The sequence below is a fragment of the Flavobacterium sp. genome (assembly GCF_043760115.1).
GTDB lineage: Bacteria > Bacteroidota > Bacteroidia > Flavobacteriales > Flavobacteriaceae > Flavobacterium.
On sequence record NZ_JAYUPK010000086.1, the window covers coordinates 29,866 to 50,972 of the forward strand.

Annotated in this window: 15 protein-coding genes and 1 tRNA gene; 15 read left to right on the forward strand and 1 reads right to left on the reverse strand. The window is 30.7% G+C overall.

Annotation, left to right across the window (positions count from 1 at the left end; all coding sequences use genetic code 11):
• Window positions 1-101 precede the first annotated feature (101 nt).
• From ACH2BC_RS07445 to ACH2BC_RS07510, 14 genes are all read left to right on the forward strand, one after another.
• Complete coding sequence (locus ACH2BC_RS07445; protein WP_395053364.1) at window positions 102-449, forward strand: FtsL-like putative cell division protein; 348 nt, start codon at window positions 102-104, stop codon at window positions 447-449.
• Window positions 440-2,446 (forward strand): penicillin-binding protein, encoded by a 2,007-nt coding sequence (locus ACH2BC_RS07450; RefSeq protein WP_395053365.1) that lies wholly within the window; start codon window positions 440-442, stop codon window positions 2,444-2,446. Before ACH2BC_RS07445 ends, ACH2BC_RS07450 begins: the two co-directional genes overlap by 10 nt.
• A 38-nt stretch (window positions 2,447-2,484) precedes the next feature.
• The gene (locus ACH2BC_RS07455; protein WP_395053366.1) at window positions 2,485-3,951 is read left to right on the forward strand and encodes a UDP-N-acetylmuramoyl-L-alanyl-D-glutamate--2,6-diaminopimelate ligase; all 1,467 of its coding nucleotides are present in this window, start codon (window positions 2,485-2,487) and stop codon (window positions 3,949-3,951) included.
• Window positions 3,952-4,109: 158 nt separating this feature from the next.
• Complete coding sequence (gene mraY, locus ACH2BC_RS07460; RefSeq protein WP_395053367.1) at window positions 4,110-5,339, forward strand: phospho-N-acetylmuramoyl-pentapeptide-transferase; 1,230 nt, start codon at window positions 4,110-4,112, stop codon at window positions 5,337-5,339.
• Between the two features lie 49 nt (window positions 5,340-5,388).
• Window positions 5,389-6,723, forward strand: a complete 1,335-nt coding sequence (murD, locus tag ACH2BC_RS07465) for a UDP-N-acetylmuramoyl-L-alanine--D-glutamate ligase (protein WP_395053368.1) — start codon at window positions 5,389-5,391, stop codon at window positions 6,721-6,723.
• Between the two features lie 68 nt (window positions 6,724-6,791).
• Entirely contained in the window at window positions 6,792-8,162 is a 1,371-nt protein-coding gene (locus ACH2BC_RS07470; protein ID WP_395053423.1) for an FtsW/RodA/SpoVE family cell cycle protein, read from the forward strand.
• Between the two features lie 137 nt (window positions 8,163-8,299).
• Window positions 8,300-9,391, forward strand: a complete 1,092-nt coding sequence (gene murG, locus ACH2BC_RS07475) for an undecaprenyldiphospho-muramoylpentapeptide beta-N-acetylglucosaminyltransferase (RefSeq protein ID WP_395053369.1) — start codon at window positions 8,300-8,302, stop codon at window positions 9,389-9,391.
• Window positions 9,392-9,494: 103 nt separating this feature from the next.
• Window positions 9,495-10,835: a UDP-N-acetylmuramate--L-alanine ligase gene (gene murC, locus ACH2BC_RS07480; protein WP_395053370.1), complete on the forward strand. Its 1,341-nt coding sequence runs from the start codon at window positions 9,495-9,497 to the stop codon at window positions 10,833-10,835.
• A gap of 91 nt (window positions 10,836-10,926) precedes the next feature.
• Complete coding sequence (locus ACH2BC_RS07485) at window positions 10,927-11,649, forward strand: cell division protein FtsQ/DivIB (protein ID WP_395053371.1); 723 nt, start codon at window positions 10,927-10,929, stop codon at window positions 11,647-11,649.
• 10 nt (window positions 11,650-11,659) lie between these two features.
• A complete protein-coding gene (gene ftsA / locus ACH2BC_RS07490) occupies window positions 11,660-13,030 on the forward strand; it encodes a cell division protein FtsA (protein WP_395053372.1) in 1,371 nt (456 codons plus the stop codon).
• A 505-nt stretch (window positions 13,031-13,535) separates the two neighbouring features.
• On the forward strand, window positions 13,536-15,458 hold the full coding sequence (ftsZ, locus tag ACH2BC_RS07495; RefSeq protein WP_395053373.1) for a cell division protein FtsZ: 1,923 nt from the start codon (window positions 13,536-13,538) through the stop codon (window positions 15,456-15,458).
• Between the two features lie 525 nt (window positions 15,459-15,983).
• Window positions 15,984-16,433 carry a GatB/YqeY domain-containing protein gene (locus tag ACH2BC_RS07500; protein WP_395053374.1) on the forward strand — a complete coding sequence of 150 codons (450 nt, stop codon included), beginning with the start codon at window positions 15,984-15,986 and terminating at the stop codon, window positions 16,431-16,433.
• A gap of 80 nt (window positions 16,434-16,513) precedes the next feature.
• Window positions 16,514-16,587 (forward strand) — tRNA-Arg (locus tag ACH2BC_RS07505).
• A 99-nt stretch (window positions 16,588-16,686) separates the two neighbouring features.
• On the forward strand, window positions 16,687-17,748 hold the full coding sequence (locus ACH2BC_RS07510) for a T9SS type A sorting domain-containing protein (RefSeq protein WP_395053375.1): 1,062 nt from the start codon (window positions 16,687-16,689) through the stop codon (window positions 17,746-17,748).
• A gap of 72 nt (window positions 17,749-17,820) precedes the next feature.
• Here the strand turns inward: ACH2BC_RS07510 and metK are convergent, their stop codons facing one another.
• The gene (gene metK / locus ACH2BC_RS07515) at window positions 17,821-19,071 is read right to left on the reverse strand and encodes a methionine adenosyltransferase (RefSeq protein ID WP_395053376.1); all 1,251 of its coding nucleotides are present in this window, start codon (window positions 19,069-19,071) and stop codon (window positions 17,821-17,823) included.
• 551 nt (window positions 19,072-19,622) lie between these two features.
• On the opposite strand from metK, the gene ACH2BC_RS07520 reads away from it, so the two are divergent.
• Entirely contained in the window at window positions 19,623-20,555 is a 933-nt protein-coding gene (locus ACH2BC_RS07520) for a choice-of-anchor J domain-containing protein (RefSeq protein WP_395053377.1), read from the forward strand.
• The last annotated feature ends 552 nt before the right edge of the window (window positions 20,556-21,107 follow it).

Below are 21,107 nucleotides of genomic sequence, written 5' to 3' on the forward strand. Positions count from 1 at the left end.
ATAAGTAATTAGGAATCAGTTTAATATTGAAAGATTTTAAAAATAGATTTCAAAAGAAAAAAAGCTTAGCGACTTAGTGCCTTAGCGGCAAATAGAAAAACATGAAAGGCGGAATATACAACATACTAAAAGCAAGATTTCTTGTAAATGAAGACGCTACTAAAAACTGGCGTTTCATTTTATTTATAGTTGTTTTAGCCATAATTATGATTGCAAATACACATCGATTTGAACAAAAAATATTTGAAATAGCCGATTTAACTAATGAAGTAAAAGAATTACGATCAGAATTTGTGGACAGAAGATCAGAATTAATGAAATTAAAAATGGAATCAACTATTTCTAAAAAAATGGAAAAACGTAATATTTTTCCAGCATCGGTTCCACCACAAAAAATAAAAGTTAAAAAACCCGAAGAAAAAAGTTTCTTTAAAAAATTATGGCAGTAGAAGATAAAAATATCTCTTACCGAATTTACTTAGTTGCGTTTGCTATTTTTTTAATGGCAATTGCAGTTACTGTCAAATTAACTAATATTCAATGGGTAGAAGGCGATTATTATAGAAAATTAGCCAAAGAAAGAACCGTTAAAAATTTTGTAATTCCTGCCAATAAAGGAAATATTTATTCGTCTGATGGAAGTTTACTTGCAACATCAATACCTAATTATACAATTCGTTTTGATGCTGTAACGCCAAAAGCTGACGATTTTGAAAAAAATATTACTCCATTATCAGACGCTTTGTCAAGATTATTAAACAAGCCAAGTTCTTATTTTCAAGATTTATTACGCAAAGCAAGAGACAATAAAAACAGATATACGCTTATTGCGGAAGATTTAAGTTACACAGAATATGCTGCAATTAAATCGTTTCCATTATTTGAAAAAGGAGCAAATAAAGGAGGAATAATTGTAGAACAAAAAACAGTTCGTGAACATCCAATTGGAATAATTGCCGAAAGAACAATTGGTTACGATAGAATTGACGAAGATGGTTTGCAAAAAAGAGTAGGTATTGAAGGCGCATTTGGAAAATATCTTAACGGAAAAGATGGTAAAGTTTTAAAACAAAAAATTGCCAAAGGTCAATGGAAACCAATTAGAGATATTAACGAAGTTGATCCACAAGATGGTTACGATGTTATTTCAACTTTAGATGTTTACATTCAAGACATTGCGCATCACGCATTGTTAAAACAGTTAGAAGAATATGGCGCAGAACACGGTTGTGTTGTGGTTATGGAAACTAAAACTGGACACGTAAAAGCGATTTCAAATCTTGGTAGAGACGAAAAATCGGGTAATTATTACGAAACTATTAATTATGCTGTAGCAGAATCTCACGAACCTGGATCAACATTTAAACTCTTTGATATGATGGCTTTGCTAGACGATAATAAAATTGATACTACCAAAGTTTATGACAGTAATGGCGGAACAATTATATATAGAGGAAGAAAAGTTAGAGATTCTCACGAAGGTGGATATGGTAAAATAACTGTTGGTCGCGGATTTGAAGTTTCTTCTAATACTATAATGGTGCAAGCAGTTTACGACAATTATAAAAATAATCCAAAACAATTTACAGATAGAATTGATAACTTAGGTTTAAATAAACCTTTAGGATTACCATTTCAAGGCGAAGGAATTCCTAAAATTCCGCATCCATCAGATAAATCTTGGAGTGCAATTTCATTACAATGGATGGCTTTTGGATATGGAGTTGCTGTTACGCCTTTGCAAACATTGACATTATATAATGCTGTAGCAAATAATGGCGAAATGGTAAAGCCACAATTTGTATCTGAAATTAAAGAATGGAATAAAACCATAAAAAAGTTTGATAAGCAAGTTATCAATCCTAAAATATGTTCAGATGCAACAATTAAAAAATTAAAAGCACTTTTAGAAAATGTCGTAAAACGCGGAACTGGTTCTAAACTCTATTCGAAAGATTTTTCTATGGCAGGAAAAACAGGAACTGCGCAAGCAAATTACGGAACCAATGGCGGAAATGACAAACATTATATCTCCTCATTCGTAGGTTTTTTTCCAGCAGATAATCCTAAATATTCATGCATTGTTGTAGTTCACAAACCCAATACATCTTTGAATAATTATTATGGTGCAGATGTAGCTGGTCCAGTTTTTAAAAGAATTGCTCAAAAGATTTTTACCGATGCACCATCTACAAATGAAATTAAAAATCTAGATAAAAAAATAGAAAAGCAAGACTCTAAATATAATGAATATTATGCCAAAGCTGATAATGTTAAAGATACAATTCCCAATGTAAAAGGAATGTCTGGAATGGATGCTGTGGCGCTTTTAGGAAATTTAGGCATTAAAGTTAAGATTAAAGGAATTGGAAAAGTAAAAAATCAGTCCATTCCTGCAGGCGGAAAAATTATTAAAAACACAACTATAATTCTTGAATTATCTTGACCTAAACTCACCGAAGGAAAGGCGAAAAATGAAAAAAAATGAGTTTATTTTTAAAAGACATATTATATAAAGTAGCAATTGAATCTGTAAAAGGTTCAACAGACATTACTGTAAAAAATATTCATTTCGATTCAAGAAACATTCAAGAAAATGATGTTTTTGTTGCCATTAGAGGTACAATTTCTAATGGTCATGATTTTATAGAAAAAGCAATTTCACTTGGTACAACAGCAATAGTTTGCGATGTTTTGCCAGAAAATATTCAAACTGGAATTTCCTATATTCAAGTTAAAGACACCAATTCGGCTTTGGCTTTTATGGCAAATAATTTTTATGCAAATCCTTCATCAAAGCTTAAATTAATTGGAATAACTGGTACAAATGGTAAAACTACAGTGGCATCATTGTTATATCAATTGTTTAAAAAAGCAGGTTTTAAAGTTGGATTGCTTTCTACTGTGAAAATTATGGTTGATACAGTTGAACATAAAGCAACGCATACAACTCCAGATTCGCTAACCATAAATTATTTCTTAAACGAAATGATAATTAGCGGTTGCGACTATTGTTTTATGGAAGTGAGTTCACACGGAATTCATCAAAAACGTACCGAAGGATTACATTTTACTGGTGGCGTTTTTACAAATTTATCGCACGATCATCTAGATTATCATCCAACATTTGCAGAATATCGTGATGTAAAAAAATTGTTTTTTGACGAATTACCAAAATCAGCATTTGCATTAACCAACATTGATGATAAAAATGGCTTGGTAATGCTTCAAAATACTCAAGCACGAAAATTGACTTATGCATTAAAATCGTATTCCGATTATAAAGCACAAATTTTAGAAAATCAACTATCAGGATTGTTGTTGAAAATTAATGACAATGAAGTTTGGGTTAGATTAATAGGAACTTTTAATGCTTACAATTTATTAGCAATTTTTGGAACTGCTGTCGAATTAGGATTAGAAAAACTAGAAGTTTTAAGATTGTTATCTGAATTAGAAAGTGTTTCTGGCAGATTTCAATTCATAGTTTCTAACGAAAAAATTACTGCAATAGTTGATTATGCCCACACACCAGATGCATTAGAAAATGTGTTAAAAACCATAAACGATATCAGAACTAAAAACGAACAGTTAATAACAATTGTAGGTTGTGGTGGCGATAGAGACAAGACAAAAAGACCAATAATGGCAAATATTGCCTCAACATTAAGCGATAAAATAATTATTACTTCGGATAATCCTAGAACTGAAAATCCTAAATCTATTATTGAAGAAATGGAAGCTGGTGTTGAACCTCAAAATTATAAAAAATCACTGTCAATTGAAGATAGAAAACAAGCAATAAAAACAGCATGTCAATTGGCAAATGCTAATGATATAATCCTAATTGCAGGAAAAGGACATGAAACATATCAAGAAATTCAAGGTGTAAAATATGATTTTGATGATATGAAAATGGTTAAAGAAATTTTAGAACAATTAAACAAGTAAAAAAGATTCAACGGCATTTTTGTCATTCTGACGAAGGAAGAATCTCATTACATACACAAATAAACAATATAGATAGAGTAGTAAAGATTTTTGATTTTTGAAATAGTAATAATTCCAAAATCCTAAATCTTTTAATCCTAAATCCTAAATCAAAAAATATGTTATACTACTTATTTGAATATTTAGACAAAACATTAGACGTTCCAGGAACTGGAGTGTTTCAATACATAACGTTTCGATCTGCATTAGCATTGATTTTATCTTTGATGATTTCAACTATTTATGGAAAAAAAATAATCAATTTTTTAAAAAATCAACAAGTTGGAGAAACAGTTCGTGAACTTGGTTTAGCTGGACAAACTCAAAAAGCAGGAACACCAACTATGGGTGGATTAATTATAATTGTGGCAACATTAATTCCGGTTTTACTTTTAACCAAACTTAATAATATTTACATAATTCTATTAATTGTTACCACACTTTGGATGGGAATTATAGGGTTTGTAGATGATTATATTAAAATTTTCAAAAAAGACAAACAAGGATTAAAAGGAATTTTTAAAGTTATTGGTCAAGTTGGATTGGGATTAATAGTGGGATCGGTGCTTTATTTCAGTCCAAATGTTACTATAAGAGAAAAATCTAAAACGCCATTACGATTTAATCAAACAGAAAATACAATTAATACTAGAAATCAAAAAGAAATAAAATCAACTGTTACAACTATACCTTTCACAAAAAATAATGAGTTGGAATATGCTAAAATTTTAGAACCATTTACAGATGATTATCAAAAATGGGCTTGGTTAATTTTTATTCCAATAGTAATTTTCATTATTACAGCAGTTTCTAATGGAGCAAATCTTACCGATGGAATTGATGGTTTAGCAGCAGGAACATCAGCAATATCTGTACTAGCAATAGGAATATTCACTTTTATATCGGGTAATATTATTTTGTCCAATTATTTAAACGTAATGTACATTCCCAATTCTGGAGAAATGACCGTTTTTATTGCAGCATTTGTTGGAGCATTAATTGGATTTCTTTGGTATAATTCCTATCCAGCATCAGTATTTATGGGTGATACAGGAAGTTTAACTATTGGTGGAATTATTGCAGTTTTAGCAATTTCTGTAAGAAAAGAAATGTTGATTGTACTATTCTGCGGAATTTTCTTTGCAGAAAGTGCTTCGGTAATTATTCAAGTTGCCTATTTCAAATATACAAAAAAACGTTTTGGCGAAGGAAAACGAATTTTCTTAATGTCGCCATTGCATCATCATTACCAGAAAAAAGGATACCACGAAAGCAAGATTGTAACTCGCTTTTGGATTGTTGCAATTCTTCTTTCTATAGTTTCAATAGTAACATTAAAACTTAGATAATTAAATTCTTAATGAAAATTAGATTTCTTATTAGTTTAAAAAAAGAAAGATGAAAAGATTAGTAATTCTTGGTGGTGGAGAAAGTGGAGTAGGTACAGCAATTCTAGGAAAGAAAAAAGGATATGACGTTTTTGTATCTGATTTTGGAAAAATAAAAGAAAATTACAAACAAGTTCTTACAGATAATGATATAAATTGGGAAGACGAAAAGCATACAGAAGAATTAATTCTGAATGCCGATGTTGTAATGAAAAGTCCAGGAATTCCAGATAAATCGCCAGTTGTAAAAAAACTTTTGGAAAAAGGAATTCTGGTAATTTCTGAAATTGAATTTGCAGCACAATATACAACCGCAACAACAATAGGAATTACAGGAAGCAATGGCAAGACAACCACAACAATGCTTTGCTATCATTTATTAAAAGAAGGTGGATTAAATGTTGGCTTGGGCGGAAACATTGGAAAAAGTTTTGCGTGGCAAGTTGCCGAAGAAAATTATGAGTATTACGTCTTAGAATTAAGCAGTTTTCAGCTGGACGGAATTATAAATTACAAGCCACACATTGCCATAATTACTAACATAAGTCCAGACCATTTAGACAGATACGATTATAAATATGAAAATTATATCGCAGCTAAATTTAGAATAACAATGAATCAAACCAATGCCGATTATCTTATTTATGATAACGATGATGAAGCAATTTCAAATTGGTTTTTAAACAATAAAACTAACGCACAATTACTACCTTTTTCATTATTAAAAAAATTGGAAAAAGGAGCATTTTTAAACAACCTAACTATGGAAATTAACATCAACGAAGAAGAGTTTTTAATGGAAACAACTCAAATAGCACTTGAGGGAAAACATAATATGAAAAACGCAATGGCAGCAACTTCTGTGGCAAATATTTTGCGCATCAGAAAGCAAACAATTCGTGAGAGTTTATCCAATTTTCAAGGTGTAGAACATCGTTTAGAGAAAGTGTTAAAAATTCAGAATGTACAATACATAAACGATTCTAAAGCAACCAATGTAAATGCTACTTTTTTTGCATTAGATAGCGTTACAACACCAACCGTTTGGATAGTTGGTGGTGTAGATAAAGGAAATGATTACACCGAATTATTTTCGCTAGTTCACGAAAAAGTTAAAGCAATTATTTGTCTTGGTGTTGATAATAAAAAAATTATCGATTGCTTCGGAAACGTAGTAGATATGATGGTAGAAGTAGACAATATGCATGATGCAGTTAATACAGCTAGACACATTGCCGAAAAAGGTGATACCGTTTTATTATCGCCTGCATGCGCCAGTTTCGACTTGTTCGAAAATTACGAAGACAGAGGAAATCAATTTAAAAGAGAAGTTAGAAACTTGTAAAAATAATAGTTATGAGTTATGAGATACCCACAACTCAAAACTCACAACTCACAACTCAAAACAAAAATATGCTACAAATAATAAACAGTTTAAAAGGAGATAAAGTCATTTGGGCATTCATTGCGCTCTTGGCTCTGTTTTCGTTTATGCCTGTTTTTAGTGCAAGTAGTAATTTGGCTTACATGCGTCACGGATCAGGAAATGCACTTACTTATTTAGTAAAACACGCAGTTCATATCTTCATCGGTTTTTTTATTATTTATCAAATTCATAAAATTCCATATCATAAATTTCGTGCGCTCTCAATGTTATTTCTTCCTGTAGTTTGGATTTTATTAATCTATACATTATTAAAAGGAACAACGATAGATGGCGCAAATGCAAGTCGTTGGATAAAAATTCCTTTTATAGGGATTACATTTCAAACATCAACTTTTGCAGCCATTGTACTTTATGTTTATGTTGCCAAATACTTATCTAAAAAAAGAGAAGTAGAACACAATTTTAAACAATCTGTAATTGAGTTGTGGTTGCCAGTTTTTATAACATTAATGTTAATTCTTCCAGCCAATTTTTCAACAGCAGCATTAATATTTTCAATGATAATTATGCTAACGTTTATTGGAAAGTATCCTTTAAAATACATCGGAATTATTATCGGAATGGGATTAATTTCCTTCACATTTTTTATTTTAGTTGTGAAAGCTTTTCCAGATGCTTTTCCTAATCGCGTTAAAACTTGGGAAAAACGTATTGATAGTTTCTTTAAAAAAGGAGATAGTGTAAAAGATGCAGACGATTATTATCAAATAGAAAGAGCCAAAACGGCCATTGCAACTGGAGGAGTTTACGGACTTGGACCAGGAAAAAGTGTTCAGAAAAATTTTCTTCCACAATCATCATCCGATTTTATTTTTGCCATAATTGTAGAAGAATATGGGTTACTTGGAGCTTTAGGCATTTTAGCAATTTATCTGTTGTTGTTGTTTAGGTTTATTGTCGCAGCACATAAATCCACAACTATTTTTGGTAAGTTAATTGTCGTCGGACTTGGATTTCCAATAATTTTTCAAGCATTAATAAATATGGGAGTTGCAGTTGAATTACTTCCAGTTACTGGTCAAACTTTACCATTAATAAGTTCTGGTGGAAGTTCCATTTGGATGACTTGTATTGCTATCGGAATGATATTAAGCGTAACAAAAAAAGAAGAAGAAATTGCCGAGGAAATTGCCGAAAAAGAAAAGCGTGATGATGCTCTACAAAAATTAATTGACAAGCAATTACAAGAAGACGAAGCATCAGAAAATGAAATTGAAGATGAAAATAAAGTAAAGATAAATCAAATGAAAGCATCGATAAAAAATAAAATTATCGAAGATGATTATTCAATAGAAGAAAATCCAATGCTTGCCATAAACGGAATGCGAAAAAAATAAATTAAATTAAATAACTCCAGCGGAGTTATATGTTTATAAAACAGAGTAAAAAAAGAAAAAACTCCAGCGGAGTTATATGTTTATAGATATATGTATATAAAAGAAATTTATAAAAATGTTTATTGAAAACGTTTATAATGAAAAAAAACAAATTCATATTAAGTGGTGGTGGTACAGGAGGACATATTTATCCTGCAATTGCTATTGCCAATGAATTAAAATTACGTTTCCCAAATTGTGAAATTCTATTTGTAGGCGCACAAGACAAAATGGAAATGCAAAAAGTACCACAAGCAGGTTACAAAATACAAGGTCTTTGGATTTCTGGTTTACAAAGAAAATTTACGTTTTCAAATGCTATGTTTCCAATAAAATTAATGAGTAGTTTATGGAAATCTAGAAAAATAATTAAAAATTTTAAGCCAGATGTTGTTATAGGAACTGGCGGTTTTGCAAGCGGACCATTATTACAAGTTGCCAATAGTTTTGGAATTCCAACAGTTATTCAAGAGCAAAATTCCTATCCTGGAATTACAAATAAATTATTGAGTAAAAAGGCAAATGCAATTTGCGTAGCGTATGAAAATTTGGATCGATTTTTTCCAAAAAGCAAAATGACATTTACAGGAAATCCGGTTCGTCAAGATGTTTTGGATATACATTCTAAAAGAAGTGAAGCAATTTCGTATTTCAATTTAGATGATAATAAAAAAACACTTTTAGTTCTTGGAGGAAGTTTAGGATCAAGAAGAATTAACCAATTAATTGAAAAAGAATTAGATTTTTTAATTGCTAATGATGTTCAAGTTTTTTGGCAATGTGGAAAGTTTTATTATGAAGAATATAAGCATTTTTCAGAGAAAGAAAATGTACAGGTTGTATCGTTTATTGATAGAATGGATTTGATTTATGCAGCAGCCGATTTTGTAATTTCTCGTGCTGGAGCATCATCGGTTTCTGAATTGTGTTTGGTAGGAAAACCAACAATTTTTATTCCATCACCAAATGTTGCCGAAGATCATCAAACCAAAAATGCCAATGCAATTGTAGATAAAAACGGAGCATTGTTAATTAAAGAAAGTGAGTTGGACGAAAAATTTGAAACTATTTTTAATCAGTTAATTCATGATGATAATTTGCAGAATAAATTAAGTGAAAACATAAAAAAATTAGCCAAACCAAACGCAACAAAAGATATTGTTGAAGAAATAATAAAACTAATACAATAACAATGTCAAAAATCAACTTCAAAATTCAATAAAATAAATTGAAAGTTGAAATTATAATTTAAAAATTGATTTTTGCTATTGCCATTGTAATTGAAATTGAAAAATGAATCTAAACCAAATACATAACGTCTATTTTATAGGAATTGGAGGCATCGGAATGAGTGCTTTGGCTCGTTATTTCCAAAACATTGGTAAAATTGTTTCTGGTTACGATAAAACGCCAACAACTTTAACTGATGAACTTATTGCTGGCGGAATGAACATTCATTTTGAAGACAACATAAATGCAATTCCAACCGATTTTTATGTAGAAAATACTCTGGTAATTGTTACTCCAGCAGTTCCAGTTTCTCATTCAGAATGGAATTATTTTGTTGAACGAGAATTTACAATTAAAAAACGTGCCGAAGTCTTAGGAATTATTACCAAAGATACTTTTTGTTTTGCAGTTGCAGGAACACATGGAAAAACTACAACATCTAGTATTCTTGGACATATTTTGTATGAAAGTGGCGAAGATGTTACGGCTTTTCTTGGCGGAATTGTAGAAAATTATAATTCTAATTTAATTGGAAGCGGAAAAACAATAACAGTTGTAGAAGCTGACGAATTTGACAGATCGTTTTTGCATTTACATCCCAATATTGCTTGCGTAACATCAATGGATGCAGATCATTTAGATATTTATGGTGACGCATCTGCAATTGAAGATTCGTTTAGAGAATTTGCCAATAAAGTTTCAGATAAAACTAAACTATTTGTTCCAAAAGGTGTTCAATTAGATGCTTTAACAATCGCAATTGATGAAGTGGCAACTTTTAAAGCATTTAATGTTCGAATAGAAAATAGTAGTTATGTTTTTGATATTAAAACACCATCGGAAATTATAAAAGATATAAAGTTTAATCTGCCAGGAAGACATAATTTAATGAATGCTTTAATGGCATTTGCTATGGCAAAAACTTTCGGAATTCAAAATCATTTAATTGTCAGTGCATTAGAAAGTTTTAAAGGAATTCAACGCAGATTTTCTTATCAAATAAAATCAGATAAATTGGTTTATATTGATGATTATGCGCATCATCCAACAGAAATAAATGCAGTACATAATGCAGTTCGAGAATTGTATCCTAATCAAAAAGTTTTAGCCATTTTTCAACCTCATTTATTTAGCAGAACTAAAGATTTTGCCGATGATTTTGCCAAAAGCTTATCACAGTTTGATGAAGTTTTATTATTAGATATTTATCCAGCAAGAGAATTACCAATGGAAGGAATAACTTCAAGTTGGTTGCTTTCTAAAATAGATAATCAAGATAAAAAGTTAGTGTCTAAAAATGATTTAATTCCGACTATTTTAAAATCTGATGCAACAGTAATTGTTACAATTGGAGCAGGAGATATTGGAGAATTAGTTCCATCAATTAAAAAAGCGTTGTTATGAAATCGCCAAAAATAAAAAATTTGCGTAAGCAAATATCAAAAAATAAAAAAGCGATTCCATATTTGACCAATAATAAAAAACAGCAACAAATATGAAAATTTTTAACTGGACATCTATTCGATTGGTACTAATGTTTGCATTGGTAATTTTTTTGTATGCCTTTACATCAAATAGAAATTCTCATAGAAAATTAACAAAATCGGAAGTAATTTTTGTAGGAGATAACAACAATTTCCTTAAACAAGAAACGGTTAATAAATTGTTAATAGAAAATAATCAACATGTAAAAAGTATAGCAAAAGAGGAAGTAAATTTGAACCAATTGGAAAAATCTGTCAACCAACAAGAAATGGTTCAAAAATGTGAAGTGTTTCTCAGTATTGATGGCGTTCTAAAAGCTCAGGTTGTTCAAAAAACGCCAATAGCAAGATGTTTTAACGCGTCAGACTCTTTTTATATTGATTATGAAGGTCATACAATGCCGTTATCAAATAATTTTACCGCTAGAGTTCCAATTGTTTTGGGGGAAATTAACAAAAAAAATAGAGCCAAATTATCAGAAGTTTTTAAGATAATTTACAACGATGAGTTTTTAAAAGAAAACATCATTGGCATACAAATTTTGCCTAGTGAAGACTTGATAATGACAAATAGAAATTTTAATTATAGAATAGAATTTGGAAAAATCATAAATACTGAGAAGAAATTTAAAAATTATAAAGCGTTTTTTCAAAAAGCAATTTTAGATAGTACGCTTGCAAAGTATAAAAATATAAATCTGAAATTTACGCAACAAGTAGTTTGCACTAAATAAAAAGATAACAATGGAAAGAGAAAATATTGCAGTAGGATTAGACATTGGAACCACGAAAATCGTTGCAATGATTGGGAAGAAAAACGAATACGGAAAGCTTGAAATTCTTGGCGTTGGTAAAGCTAAAAGTTTAGGCGTTGCTCGTGGCGTTGTAAATAATATTACTCAAACCATTCAGTCTATTCAACAAGCTGTAATTGAGGCAGAAGAAAATTCAGGTTACAAAATTAACGATTGTGTGGTTGGAATAGCTGGTCAACACATTCGTAGCATTCAACATACAGATTATATCAGTAGAAGCAATCCAGAAGAAGTTATTTCTGGAAAAGACATTCAAATATTAATCGATCAAGTTAATAAATTAGCAATGCTTCCTGGAGAAGAAATTATTCACGTATTGCCACAAGAATTTAAAATTGATGGTCAATCGGAAATAAAAGAACCAATTGGAATGTTTGGTGCACGACTAGAAGCAAGTTTTCACGTTGTAGTTGGTCAAGCATCATCCATAAGAAATGTGGGAAGATGTATTCAAAGTTCTGGTATTGAATTATCCGGATTAACATTAGAACCTTTGGCTTCTGCAGATGCAGTTTTAAGTCAAGAAGAAAAAGAAGCTGGAGTTGCATTAATTGATATTGGTGGAGGAACAACAGATTTGGCCATATTTAAAGACGGAATTATTCGACACACTGCAGTAATTCCTTTTGGTGGAAATGTAATTACAGATGATATTAAAGAAGGTTGTTCAATTATAGAAAAACAAGCCGATTTATTAAAAGTAAAATTCGGTTCAGCTTGGCCAGGAGAAAATAAAGACAACGAAATTGTTTCTATTCCAGGATTAAGAGGAAGAGAACCAAAAGAAATTTCATTAAAGAATTTGTCTAAAATTATTCACGCTAGAGTAGTTGAAATTATAGAACAAGTTTTTACAGAAATAAAATTATACGGACACGAAGATCCAAGAAAAAAATTAATTGCAGGTATTGTATTAACTGGTGGTGGTGCACAATTAAAGCACATTAAACAATTAGTAGAATATATTACAGGAATGGATACTAGAATTGGTTATCCAAATGAACATCTTGCAGGAAATTCTAGCGAAGAAATTTCAAGTCCATTATATGCAACCGCGGTTGGATTAGTAATGAATAGCATTGCTAATAATACACAAAGTGCCTACAAACTAGAAATGACACAAGCAGGAACAATGCCAAAATATGTCGCTCCAGTAGTAGAACAAAAACAAGAAATTACAGAAGAAAAAACAATAGAAAATAGTATTGAAGAAGAAGAAACGACAGAAAAGAAAATTAGAAAATCATTCTTTGATAAGTATGTAGATAAGATAAAAGATTTTCTAGATAACGCTGAGTAATTAGTGTTCAGTTTACAGTGTTCAGTATTCAGTTTACAGTGTTCAGTAAATCGAGTAAATTTTAAAATCTGATTAAAATCGAATCCAGCGGATTCAAACGTTTATAGAAGATTAAAACGTTAATAATATTAAACAAAAACAAACACACGAATCCAGCGGATTAAAACGTTTATAGAAGATTTAAACGTTAATAATATTAAACAAAAAAACAAACGAATCCAGCGGATTCAAACGTTTATAAAAACAAACGTTTATAACATTAAACGTTTATAAGATAAAACTAAAACAAACAAACGAATCCAGCGGATTCAAACGTTTATAGAAGATTCAAACGTTTATAGAAGATTTAAACGTTTATAGAAGATTAAAACGTTTATAGAAGATTTAAACGTTTATAATATTAAACAAAACAAACAAATGAATCCAGCGGATTCAAACGTTTATAAAATTATAAAAACAAACAAAGTGTAGTAAACGAATCCAGCGGATTCAAACCTTTAAAATTATGATAAGCAACTCAGAATTTGGAAGTATCTCATTTGATTTACCCAAGAACCAATCAAATGTAATTAAAGTAATAGGTGTTGGTGGTGGCGGAAGCAATGCTATTAATCACATGTTCAAGCAAGGTATAAAAGGTGTAGATTTCATCGTTTGTAATACTGATTCTCAGGCATTACAAAACAGTCCTGTGCCAAACAAAATTCAATTAGGCGTAAGCTTAACAGAAGGACTTGGTGCTGGAGCAAATCCAGAAGTTGGACAACAATCTGCAATAGAAAGCATTGCCGATATAGAAAAAATGTTAGACAGCAATACCAAAATGATTTTCATAACTGCAGGAATGGGTGGTGGAACAGGAACTGGTGCAGCGCCAGTAATTGCACAACTAGCCAAAGAACGTGATATTTTAACAGTCGGAATTGTAACTATCCCATTTCAATTTGAAGGAAAAGTTAGAATAGAACAAGCATTAGCAGGTGTTGAGAGATTACGTAAACAAGTAGATTCTTTAATTGTTATCAATAATAATAAGTTAAGAGAAGTATACGGAAATTTAGGTTTCAAAGCAGGATTTTCTAAAGCTGACGAAGTTTTAGCAACTGCATCTCGCGGAATTGCCGAAGTAATTACACATCATTACACACAAAACATCGATTTAAAAGATGCCAAAACTGTATTAGCAAATAGCGGAACAGCAATTATGGGTTCTGCATTTGCAAGTGGAGAAAACAGAGCCAAAGAAGCAATTGTTTCTGCTTTAGATTCACCATTATTAAATGATAACAAAATCGCTGGAGCCAAAAACGTATTGTTGCTTATCGTTTCTGGAACCAACGAAATTACTATTGACGAAATAGGAGAAATTAACGATCACATTCAAGCAGAAGCAGGACACAATGCCAATATTATTATGGGAGTTGGAGAAGACGAAGCTCATGGTGATGCTATTGCAGTAACAATTATTGCAACAGGTTTTAATGTAGAACAGCAAAATGAAATTGTAAATACCGAACCTAAAAAAATTATTCATACACTTCATGATGAGCAAAAATTGGTTCGCGATTTAACTCAAAAAGCAGTAGATGTTTTTCAATCAAAATCTGAAGTTTCAGAAAATAATAATTCAGAAAAAATAGTTTTTGAATTGATAGAAGAAGAAGTTTTAACGCCAATTATTGCTACAGTAAATGAAAACGAATTAATTGCAATGAACCAATTTATTCGTAATCTAGACGTAACTTTCGAAATAGTTTCACCAATAAAAGACATCGATTTTCAATTTACAACACCAGTTATTAACGAAATTAAAGTTGTAGAACCACAAGTTGTAAAAGAAGAAATTCAAAATTCACTTTTCACTTTCGATTTGCCAATAGCATCAGAAGTTAAAACAGAAGAAAACAAAATATTTTTCGATTTAACAGAAGAAACTCGCGATATTCAAGTTAATGAGCATGTAGAATTTGTTCCAGTAACAGAGTTAAACGAAAACGGAGTAATCAAGTATTCATTAGAAGAATATATGGAAATCGAAAACGATTTGTTGCATTCTAAACCAACAGCAATAGTTGAAGAACCAATTGCCGAAGAAATGAATATTACAATGAAAATAGAAGAGCCGAAATCGCCAACCTACGCCACACATCTAGAAGATATTTCGCCAGTAGAAATGACAATAGAAGACACTTTAAAACTTCGTGCCGACGAAAGAAGACGCAAGTTAAAAGAGTTTAATTACAAGTTTCACAACAATCCTTCTCGTGTAGACGAACTAGAAAAAGAGCCAGCATACAAGCGTTTAGGAATTGATTTAACTAGCAGCCAAACGGCTAACAATAATTCAAGAATGTCTCTTGGAACAGACAGTAACGACGATGTTCAGTTGCGTTCCAACAATTCATTTCTACACGATAATGTAGATTAATTCAAAAATAATTATAAAAATTTAACCCGAAAGTTCAGTAGAATCTTCGGGTTATTTGTTTTTACTGAACTTGTAAATACTGAACTTGTTTCAGTATCTCTAACTTAGTTTAACATCTCAAATAATTAATAAAAATTGACTAAATTTGCAAAGCTTTAGAAGCAAATGGCTTGGGCATTTTAGCAATCCATTTTCCTGCTTTCCATTGCAATCTTTTTCAATTGTTTTGGGTTTTACCCAAGACAATTGAAAAAGGATTTCCATTTCAATCAGGGCTAAAGAGTTGTCTTTTTTTCTAAAATCTGTCAAGTTTTGAAAATTTAAAACAATTATAAATTATACACAATTTTTTCATCCTGAGCGCTTCCGATAGCTTTCGGAAGAAATATCATAATACATGAAAAATTAAATAAAATATAAAATTTTACTCAGTTTTGTCATCCTGAGCGCAGTCGAAGGAACATATTAAAAGAGAATACTAAAAAAATAAAAGAGAAAATCTAACATCTAACATCAAATATCAATATGAGTTTATCAACACAAATAATGGACGAAATGAAAACCGCAATGCGAGCTAAAGACACAGTAGCACTAGAAGCATTGCGAGCCATTAAATCAGAAATTTTATTAGCACAAACAGCAACAGGAAGCAAAGAAGAAATAACCGAAGCAGACGAAATTAAAATTTTACAAAAACTAGTAAAAATGCGAAAAGACAGCGCAACAATTTTTACAACACAAAACCGTTTAGACCTTGCCGAACCAGAATTAGCCCAAATTGCAGTAATAGAAAAATTCCTTCCAGCACAATTAAGTGAAGTAGAAGTAGAAGCAGTAATTGCCAAAATCATTGCAGAAACTGGCGCATCAGGAATTGCATCAATGGGAAAAGTAATGGGATTAGCATCAGCACAAATTGGAGCACAAACCGAAGGAAAAACAATTTCTACAATCGTTAAGAAACTTTTAGTATAATTTTAAATTAAGAATTACAAAATACGAGGTACGAGGAAAAACTTTGTACTTCCAACTTCGTATTTTGTAAATTAAAAACTGGCTTCGTAGTTCAACTGGATAGAATATCAGATTTCGGCTCTGACGGTTGTAGGTTCGAATCCTACCGAGGTCACAACTAGTATTTCTTAAAGAAATTTTATTTTTTTATTTAAAAAGTTCAATATTTCAAAATTAACATTAATTTTGGAGTATAATTTTTTAAACTACTACGATGAAAATAAATTACTTAAAGAAAAATATACTTCTTTTATTTTGTTCTCTTACATTAATCTCCTTAAATGGTTTTGCTCAAATATATTCCAACGGAGAATTTTCTACAGGATCAGTTTCTAAAAGTGGCGTAAACGCACCAGCAGGTTATACTTGGAGCGAAATGCAAAATACAACAGGAAATACAACACAATCCAACGCAACTGCTGGTTTTCCAGCATACTTTTACTCTAGCGGAACAACAAGTTATCGACTAGCAGATAATTTTATTGTTCCAACAGGACAAACTTGGGAAATTACAAGTTTCGATTTCTTTGGATATGTTGCAGATTATATTGGAGCCACAATTCCGATAGATCAATTAAAAATTCAAATTTTTAATGTAAATCCATCTTCATCAGGCGCGACTCCAATTGCAGGAAATATGACAATCAATGCTCTTGATGTTGCCAACAGTAGTAATGCTTTTGTTTATAGAATTGGTAATTCTTTATATCCATCTCCAGGACAAGTTACCAATTCAACCAGAAGAATGTGGAAATTTAAAGCTTCAATAAATGCAAGTTTGCCTTCTGGAACGTATTGGGTAGAATTTCAGGCGCACGCAACAACAGATATACAAGTGTTTTTTCCACCAGTTACAACCGTTGGAAGTAGAGGAGTTGTTGGCGCCAATGCTAAAATTAATGTTGTAGCATCTACTTTTCCAAGCGATGTTTTAGGTTGGTCTGCCAATTTAATAGATAGCGGAACTCCAACTACAGCTCCAGATTTTGCTCAAGAAATTCCATTTTTAATAAATGGAACTACTCTTGGCGTTAATCAAAACGAATTAGAATCTAAAATTATTTTATATCCTAATCCTGTAAAAAATACATTATACCTATCGTTTTCAGATGCTGTAGAAATAAATAACATCCAAGTTTATGACATTTATGGAAGACTAATAAAAGAGTTTATAAGTGATTCACAATTGGATGTTTCCAATTTAAAATCTGGAAATTATATTTTAAAAATTCAAACATATAACGGTGATGTTTCAAAACTTTTCTCTAAAGAGTAAAAATCAAAAATTCTTATAAACAAAAAAACACGTTTTTAAAACGTGTTTTTTTTTGTATAAAAATTCTATTTTTTACAATCCAAAAGCAGATTTAACTTGATCTACAAAATCTAGTTTTTCCCAAGTAAATAATTCAACTGAAACCGTTTTAGTTAATCCACCTGGAGCATTAAAAGTTTTTGTAACAGTTTCTGGTTTTCTTCCCATATGTCCATAAGCAGCAGTTTCACTATAAATAGGATTTCTTAACTTTAAACGTTGCTCAATAAAATACGGACGCATATCAAAAATGGCTTCTACTTTTTTACTAATTTCTCCATCAGTTAAATTTATTTTTGAAGTTCCATAAGTAACAACATTTATAGAAGTAGGTTTTGCAACACCAATTGCATAAGAAACTTGTACTAAAATTTCATCACAAATTCCAGCAGCTACCAAGTTTTTGGCAATATGACGCGTTGCATAAGCAGCACTTCTATCAACTTTACTTGGATCTTTTCCAGAAAATGCACCACCACCATGAGCACCTTTTCCACCATAAGTATCTACAATTATTTTTCTACCAGTTAAACCAGTATCTCCATGTGGTCCGCCAATAACAAATTTTCCAGTTGGATTAATGTGATATGTAATTTGGTCATTAAATAAATGAGCATATTTAGGATATTTAGCTTTAACTCTAGGAATTAAAATTCCAACTAAATCAGTTTTAATTTTAGCCAACATTTCTGCCTCTGGAGCAAAATCATCATGTTGAGTAGAAATTACAATGGCTTCAATTCGTTGTGGTTTATTATCGTCACTATATTCTAAAGTTACTTGAGATTTTGCATCTGGACGTAAATATTTAATTTCATTATTTTCTCTACGTAAATTTGCCAACTCAATCAACAAAGCATGAGACAAATCTAACGCCAAAGGCATATAATTTTCAGTTTCATTAGTAGCATAACCAAACATCATTCCTTGATCTCCAGCACCTTGTTCTTCTTTGCTTGCTCTGTCTACACCTTGATTAATATCAGCAGATTGTTCGTGAATTGCAGAAAGAACGCCACAAGAATCGGCTTCAAACATATACTCACTTTTAGTATAACCAATTTTTCTAATAACTTCTCTTGCAATTTGTTGCACGTCTAAGTAAGTATTCGATTTTACTTCACCAGCCAAAATTACTTGACCAGTTGTTACTAAAGTCTCACAAGCAACTTTACTTTCAGCATCAAATGCCAAGAAATTATCAATCAATGCATCACTAATTTGATCTGCAACTTTATCAGGATGTCCTTCGCTAACAGACTCTGAAGTAAATAAATAAGCCATAATTATAGTTTTTAATCTGAATTAATTTCAGATTCTGTTAATAATATTTTTTTCAAAAAAAAGAGTATGCAACAAACTAAAGTAGACTTTCTGCTTTAGCATTTTTTTATTCTGAACTTGATTCAGAATCTCTTCTTTAAATCATAGTTCAAAATAGAGGTTGCAATCAGTTCAAATTTTTCCTCTAATTAAGATTGCAAATTTATAAAAGTTTTTTGGTTTAAAATTATTTTCATTAAAAAATATTTTTTACAATTAAAGTTGAGACAAAAATGGTGAAAAGTATCTAAAAAGCGTTTAATATTTCTAGTAATAGATAATAATTTAGAAGTTCAAGCTAAACATTACTAAAGATTCAATTATTTTAAAACAAGGAAATTTACAAAAAGGAATGTATATTTATAGTTTAATAAGTAATAATTCAGAAATAACTTCCAAAAAATTGATTATAAATTAAAAAAACCTCATTTTTTTTTATTTTTATCTGCATTTTAATAAAAACCTCAAATTTTTTTATTTAGTTTTGTTTAACTATCTTTAATATATAAATCATGAAAAAACTTTTACTTTCACTTTTATTAATTTTTGTGTTTACAAAAAATTATTCTCAAAATCAATTTGCTTTTGGTTTTGAAGGAACTACAGCCGCAATGTATGCAGCAGGTTGGGTTCAAACTAATCAAAGTACACCTGTTGGAACTGCTACTTATTCAATTCCAATTGCTCCAGTAACGGCATTTTCTACTGGCGCACATTCTGGTGCTGCATTATCTTATGCCTTAATAAACTTTAATAGTACAGGAGATAATGGCGAAATTAGTAATTGGTTACATACTCCAGAAATAAATTTAGAAAATGGAGATATAATTTCATTTTACACTAGAACAGTCACACCTAATCCTAATCCAACACCACAAAACACTTTTCCAGATAGATTAGAACTTAGATTAAGTACTAATGGTGGGTTTACGACTCTTCCATCTGGTGGACATACTGATCTTGGCGATTTCACAACATTATGTTTGTCTGTTAATCCAAATTTATTACTAACTGGTGCTGGTTCATATCCTGGAGTTTGGACTCAGTATAATTATACAGTAACTGGATTAGCAGTTCCAACAGCATGTTTATTGGCATTTAGATATTGGGTTGAAGACGGTGGATTTTTAGGATTAAATTCTAATATTATCGCAATTGACACTTTTTCAGTTGATCGTCCTTTAGCAAATACTCAAGATTTCTTTTCTAGTAACTTCTCAATCTACCCAAACCCAGCTAAATCTGTAATTAATTTAAACTCTAAAAATGGAGCTACAATTGATAACGTACAAATTACTGATTTAAATGGAAGAATAGTTAAAGAAGTTTCACCTTCAAATGTTTCAGAAACTCAAATTAACGTATCTGATTTAAATGCTGGAGTATATTTTGTAAAAGCACAAACAGAAAACGGAGTTGGTACAACTAAAATAATTAAACAATAATATAAATTTTCCACAATTTCTTAAAAGCTCATTTTTTTAAAATGGGCTTTTTTTATGCAAAAAAATATTTTACAATTTATATTGCACAATAAAAATCTATTTCTTTACTTTGCACAGTTCATAAACTTATTGATTTGTTATCACGAAAGCTGGAGAGATTAGACTCGATGAAAGCTTAGCAACCTAATTTGTTCGCAAAAAAAGGTGCTACATTCTATCTTTATGCTGAACTAGTTTCAGCATCTGTTAAATCAGAACAATAAGGAACAGATAACCACGAGAATTCTCTCACACTTTCCAAAATAACATATTAATTAATTCTGAACTCGTTTCAGTATCATGAGCAAATGGTTTGCGCATTTTAGCAATCCATATTCCTGCTTTACGCTATATTTTTTATTTTTTAAAAATAAAAAAATAAAAAGATACCGCTGCAATCAGGGCTAGTTAAGAATCCATTTTAGTAAAATTAAGTTTTTAAAAGAACATTTTCTTAATGGTTTAAAAACAAAATATGCTTTGCGCCTTTGCTCCAGATAGCTATCGGGATTG

Bases quoted from the DNA above. Each gene is read 5' to 3' on its own strand.
- ACH2BC_RS07445 (WP_395053364.1), top strand. From the start codon at position 102: ATGAAAGGCGGAATATACAACATACTAAAAGCAAGATTTCTTGTAAAT.
- ACH2BC_RS07450 (WP_395053365.1), top strand. From the start codon at position 440: ATGGCAGTAGAAGATAAAAATATCTCTTACCGAATTTACTTAGTTGCG.
- ACH2BC_RS07455 (WP_395053366.1), top strand. From the start codon at position 2,485: ATGAGTTTATTTTTAAAAGACATATTATATAAAGTAGCAATTGAATCT.
- mraY (WP_395053367.1), top strand. From the start codon at position 4,110: ATGTTATACTACTTATTTGAATATTTAGACAAAACATTAGACGTTCCA.
- murD (WP_395053368.1), top strand. From the start codon at position 5,389: ATGAAAAGATTAGTAATTCTTGGTGGTGGAGAAAGTGGAGTAGGTACA.
- ACH2BC_RS07470 (WP_395053423.1), top strand. From the start codon at position 6,792: ATGCTACAAATAATAAACAGTTTAAAAGGAGATAAAGTCATTTGGGCA.
- murG (WP_395053369.1), top strand. From the start codon at position 8,300: ATGAAAAAAAACAAATTCATATTAAGTGGTGGTGGTACAGGAGGACAT.
- murC (WP_395053370.1), top strand. From the start codon at position 9,495: ATGAATCTAAACCAAATACATAACGTCTATTTTATAGGAATTGGAGGC.
- ACH2BC_RS07485 (WP_395053371.1), top strand. From the start codon at position 10,927: ATGAAAATTTTTAACTGGACATCTATTCGATTGGTACTAATGTTTGCA.
- ftsA (WP_395053372.1), top strand. From the start codon at position 11,660: ATGGAAAGAGAAAATATTGCAGTAGGATTAGACATTGGAACCACGAAA.
- ftsZ (WP_395053373.1), top strand. From the start codon at position 13,536: ATGATAAGCAACTCAGAATTTGGAAGTATCTCATTTGATTTACCCAAG.
- ACH2BC_RS07500 (WP_395053374.1), top strand. From the start codon at position 15,984: ATGAGTTTATCAACACAAATAATGGACGAAATGAAAACCGCAATGCGA.
- ACH2BC_RS07510 (WP_395053375.1), top strand. From the start codon at position 16,687: ATGAAAATAAATTACTTAAAGAAAAATATACTTCTTTTATTTTGTTCT.
- metK (WP_395053376.1), bottom strand. From the start codon at position 19,071: ATGGCTTATTTATTTACTTCAGAGTCTGTTAGCGAAGGACATCCTGAT.
- ACH2BC_RS07520 (WP_395053377.1), top strand. From the start codon at position 19,623: ATGAAAAAACTTTTACTTTCACTTTTATTAATTTTTGTGTTTACAAAA.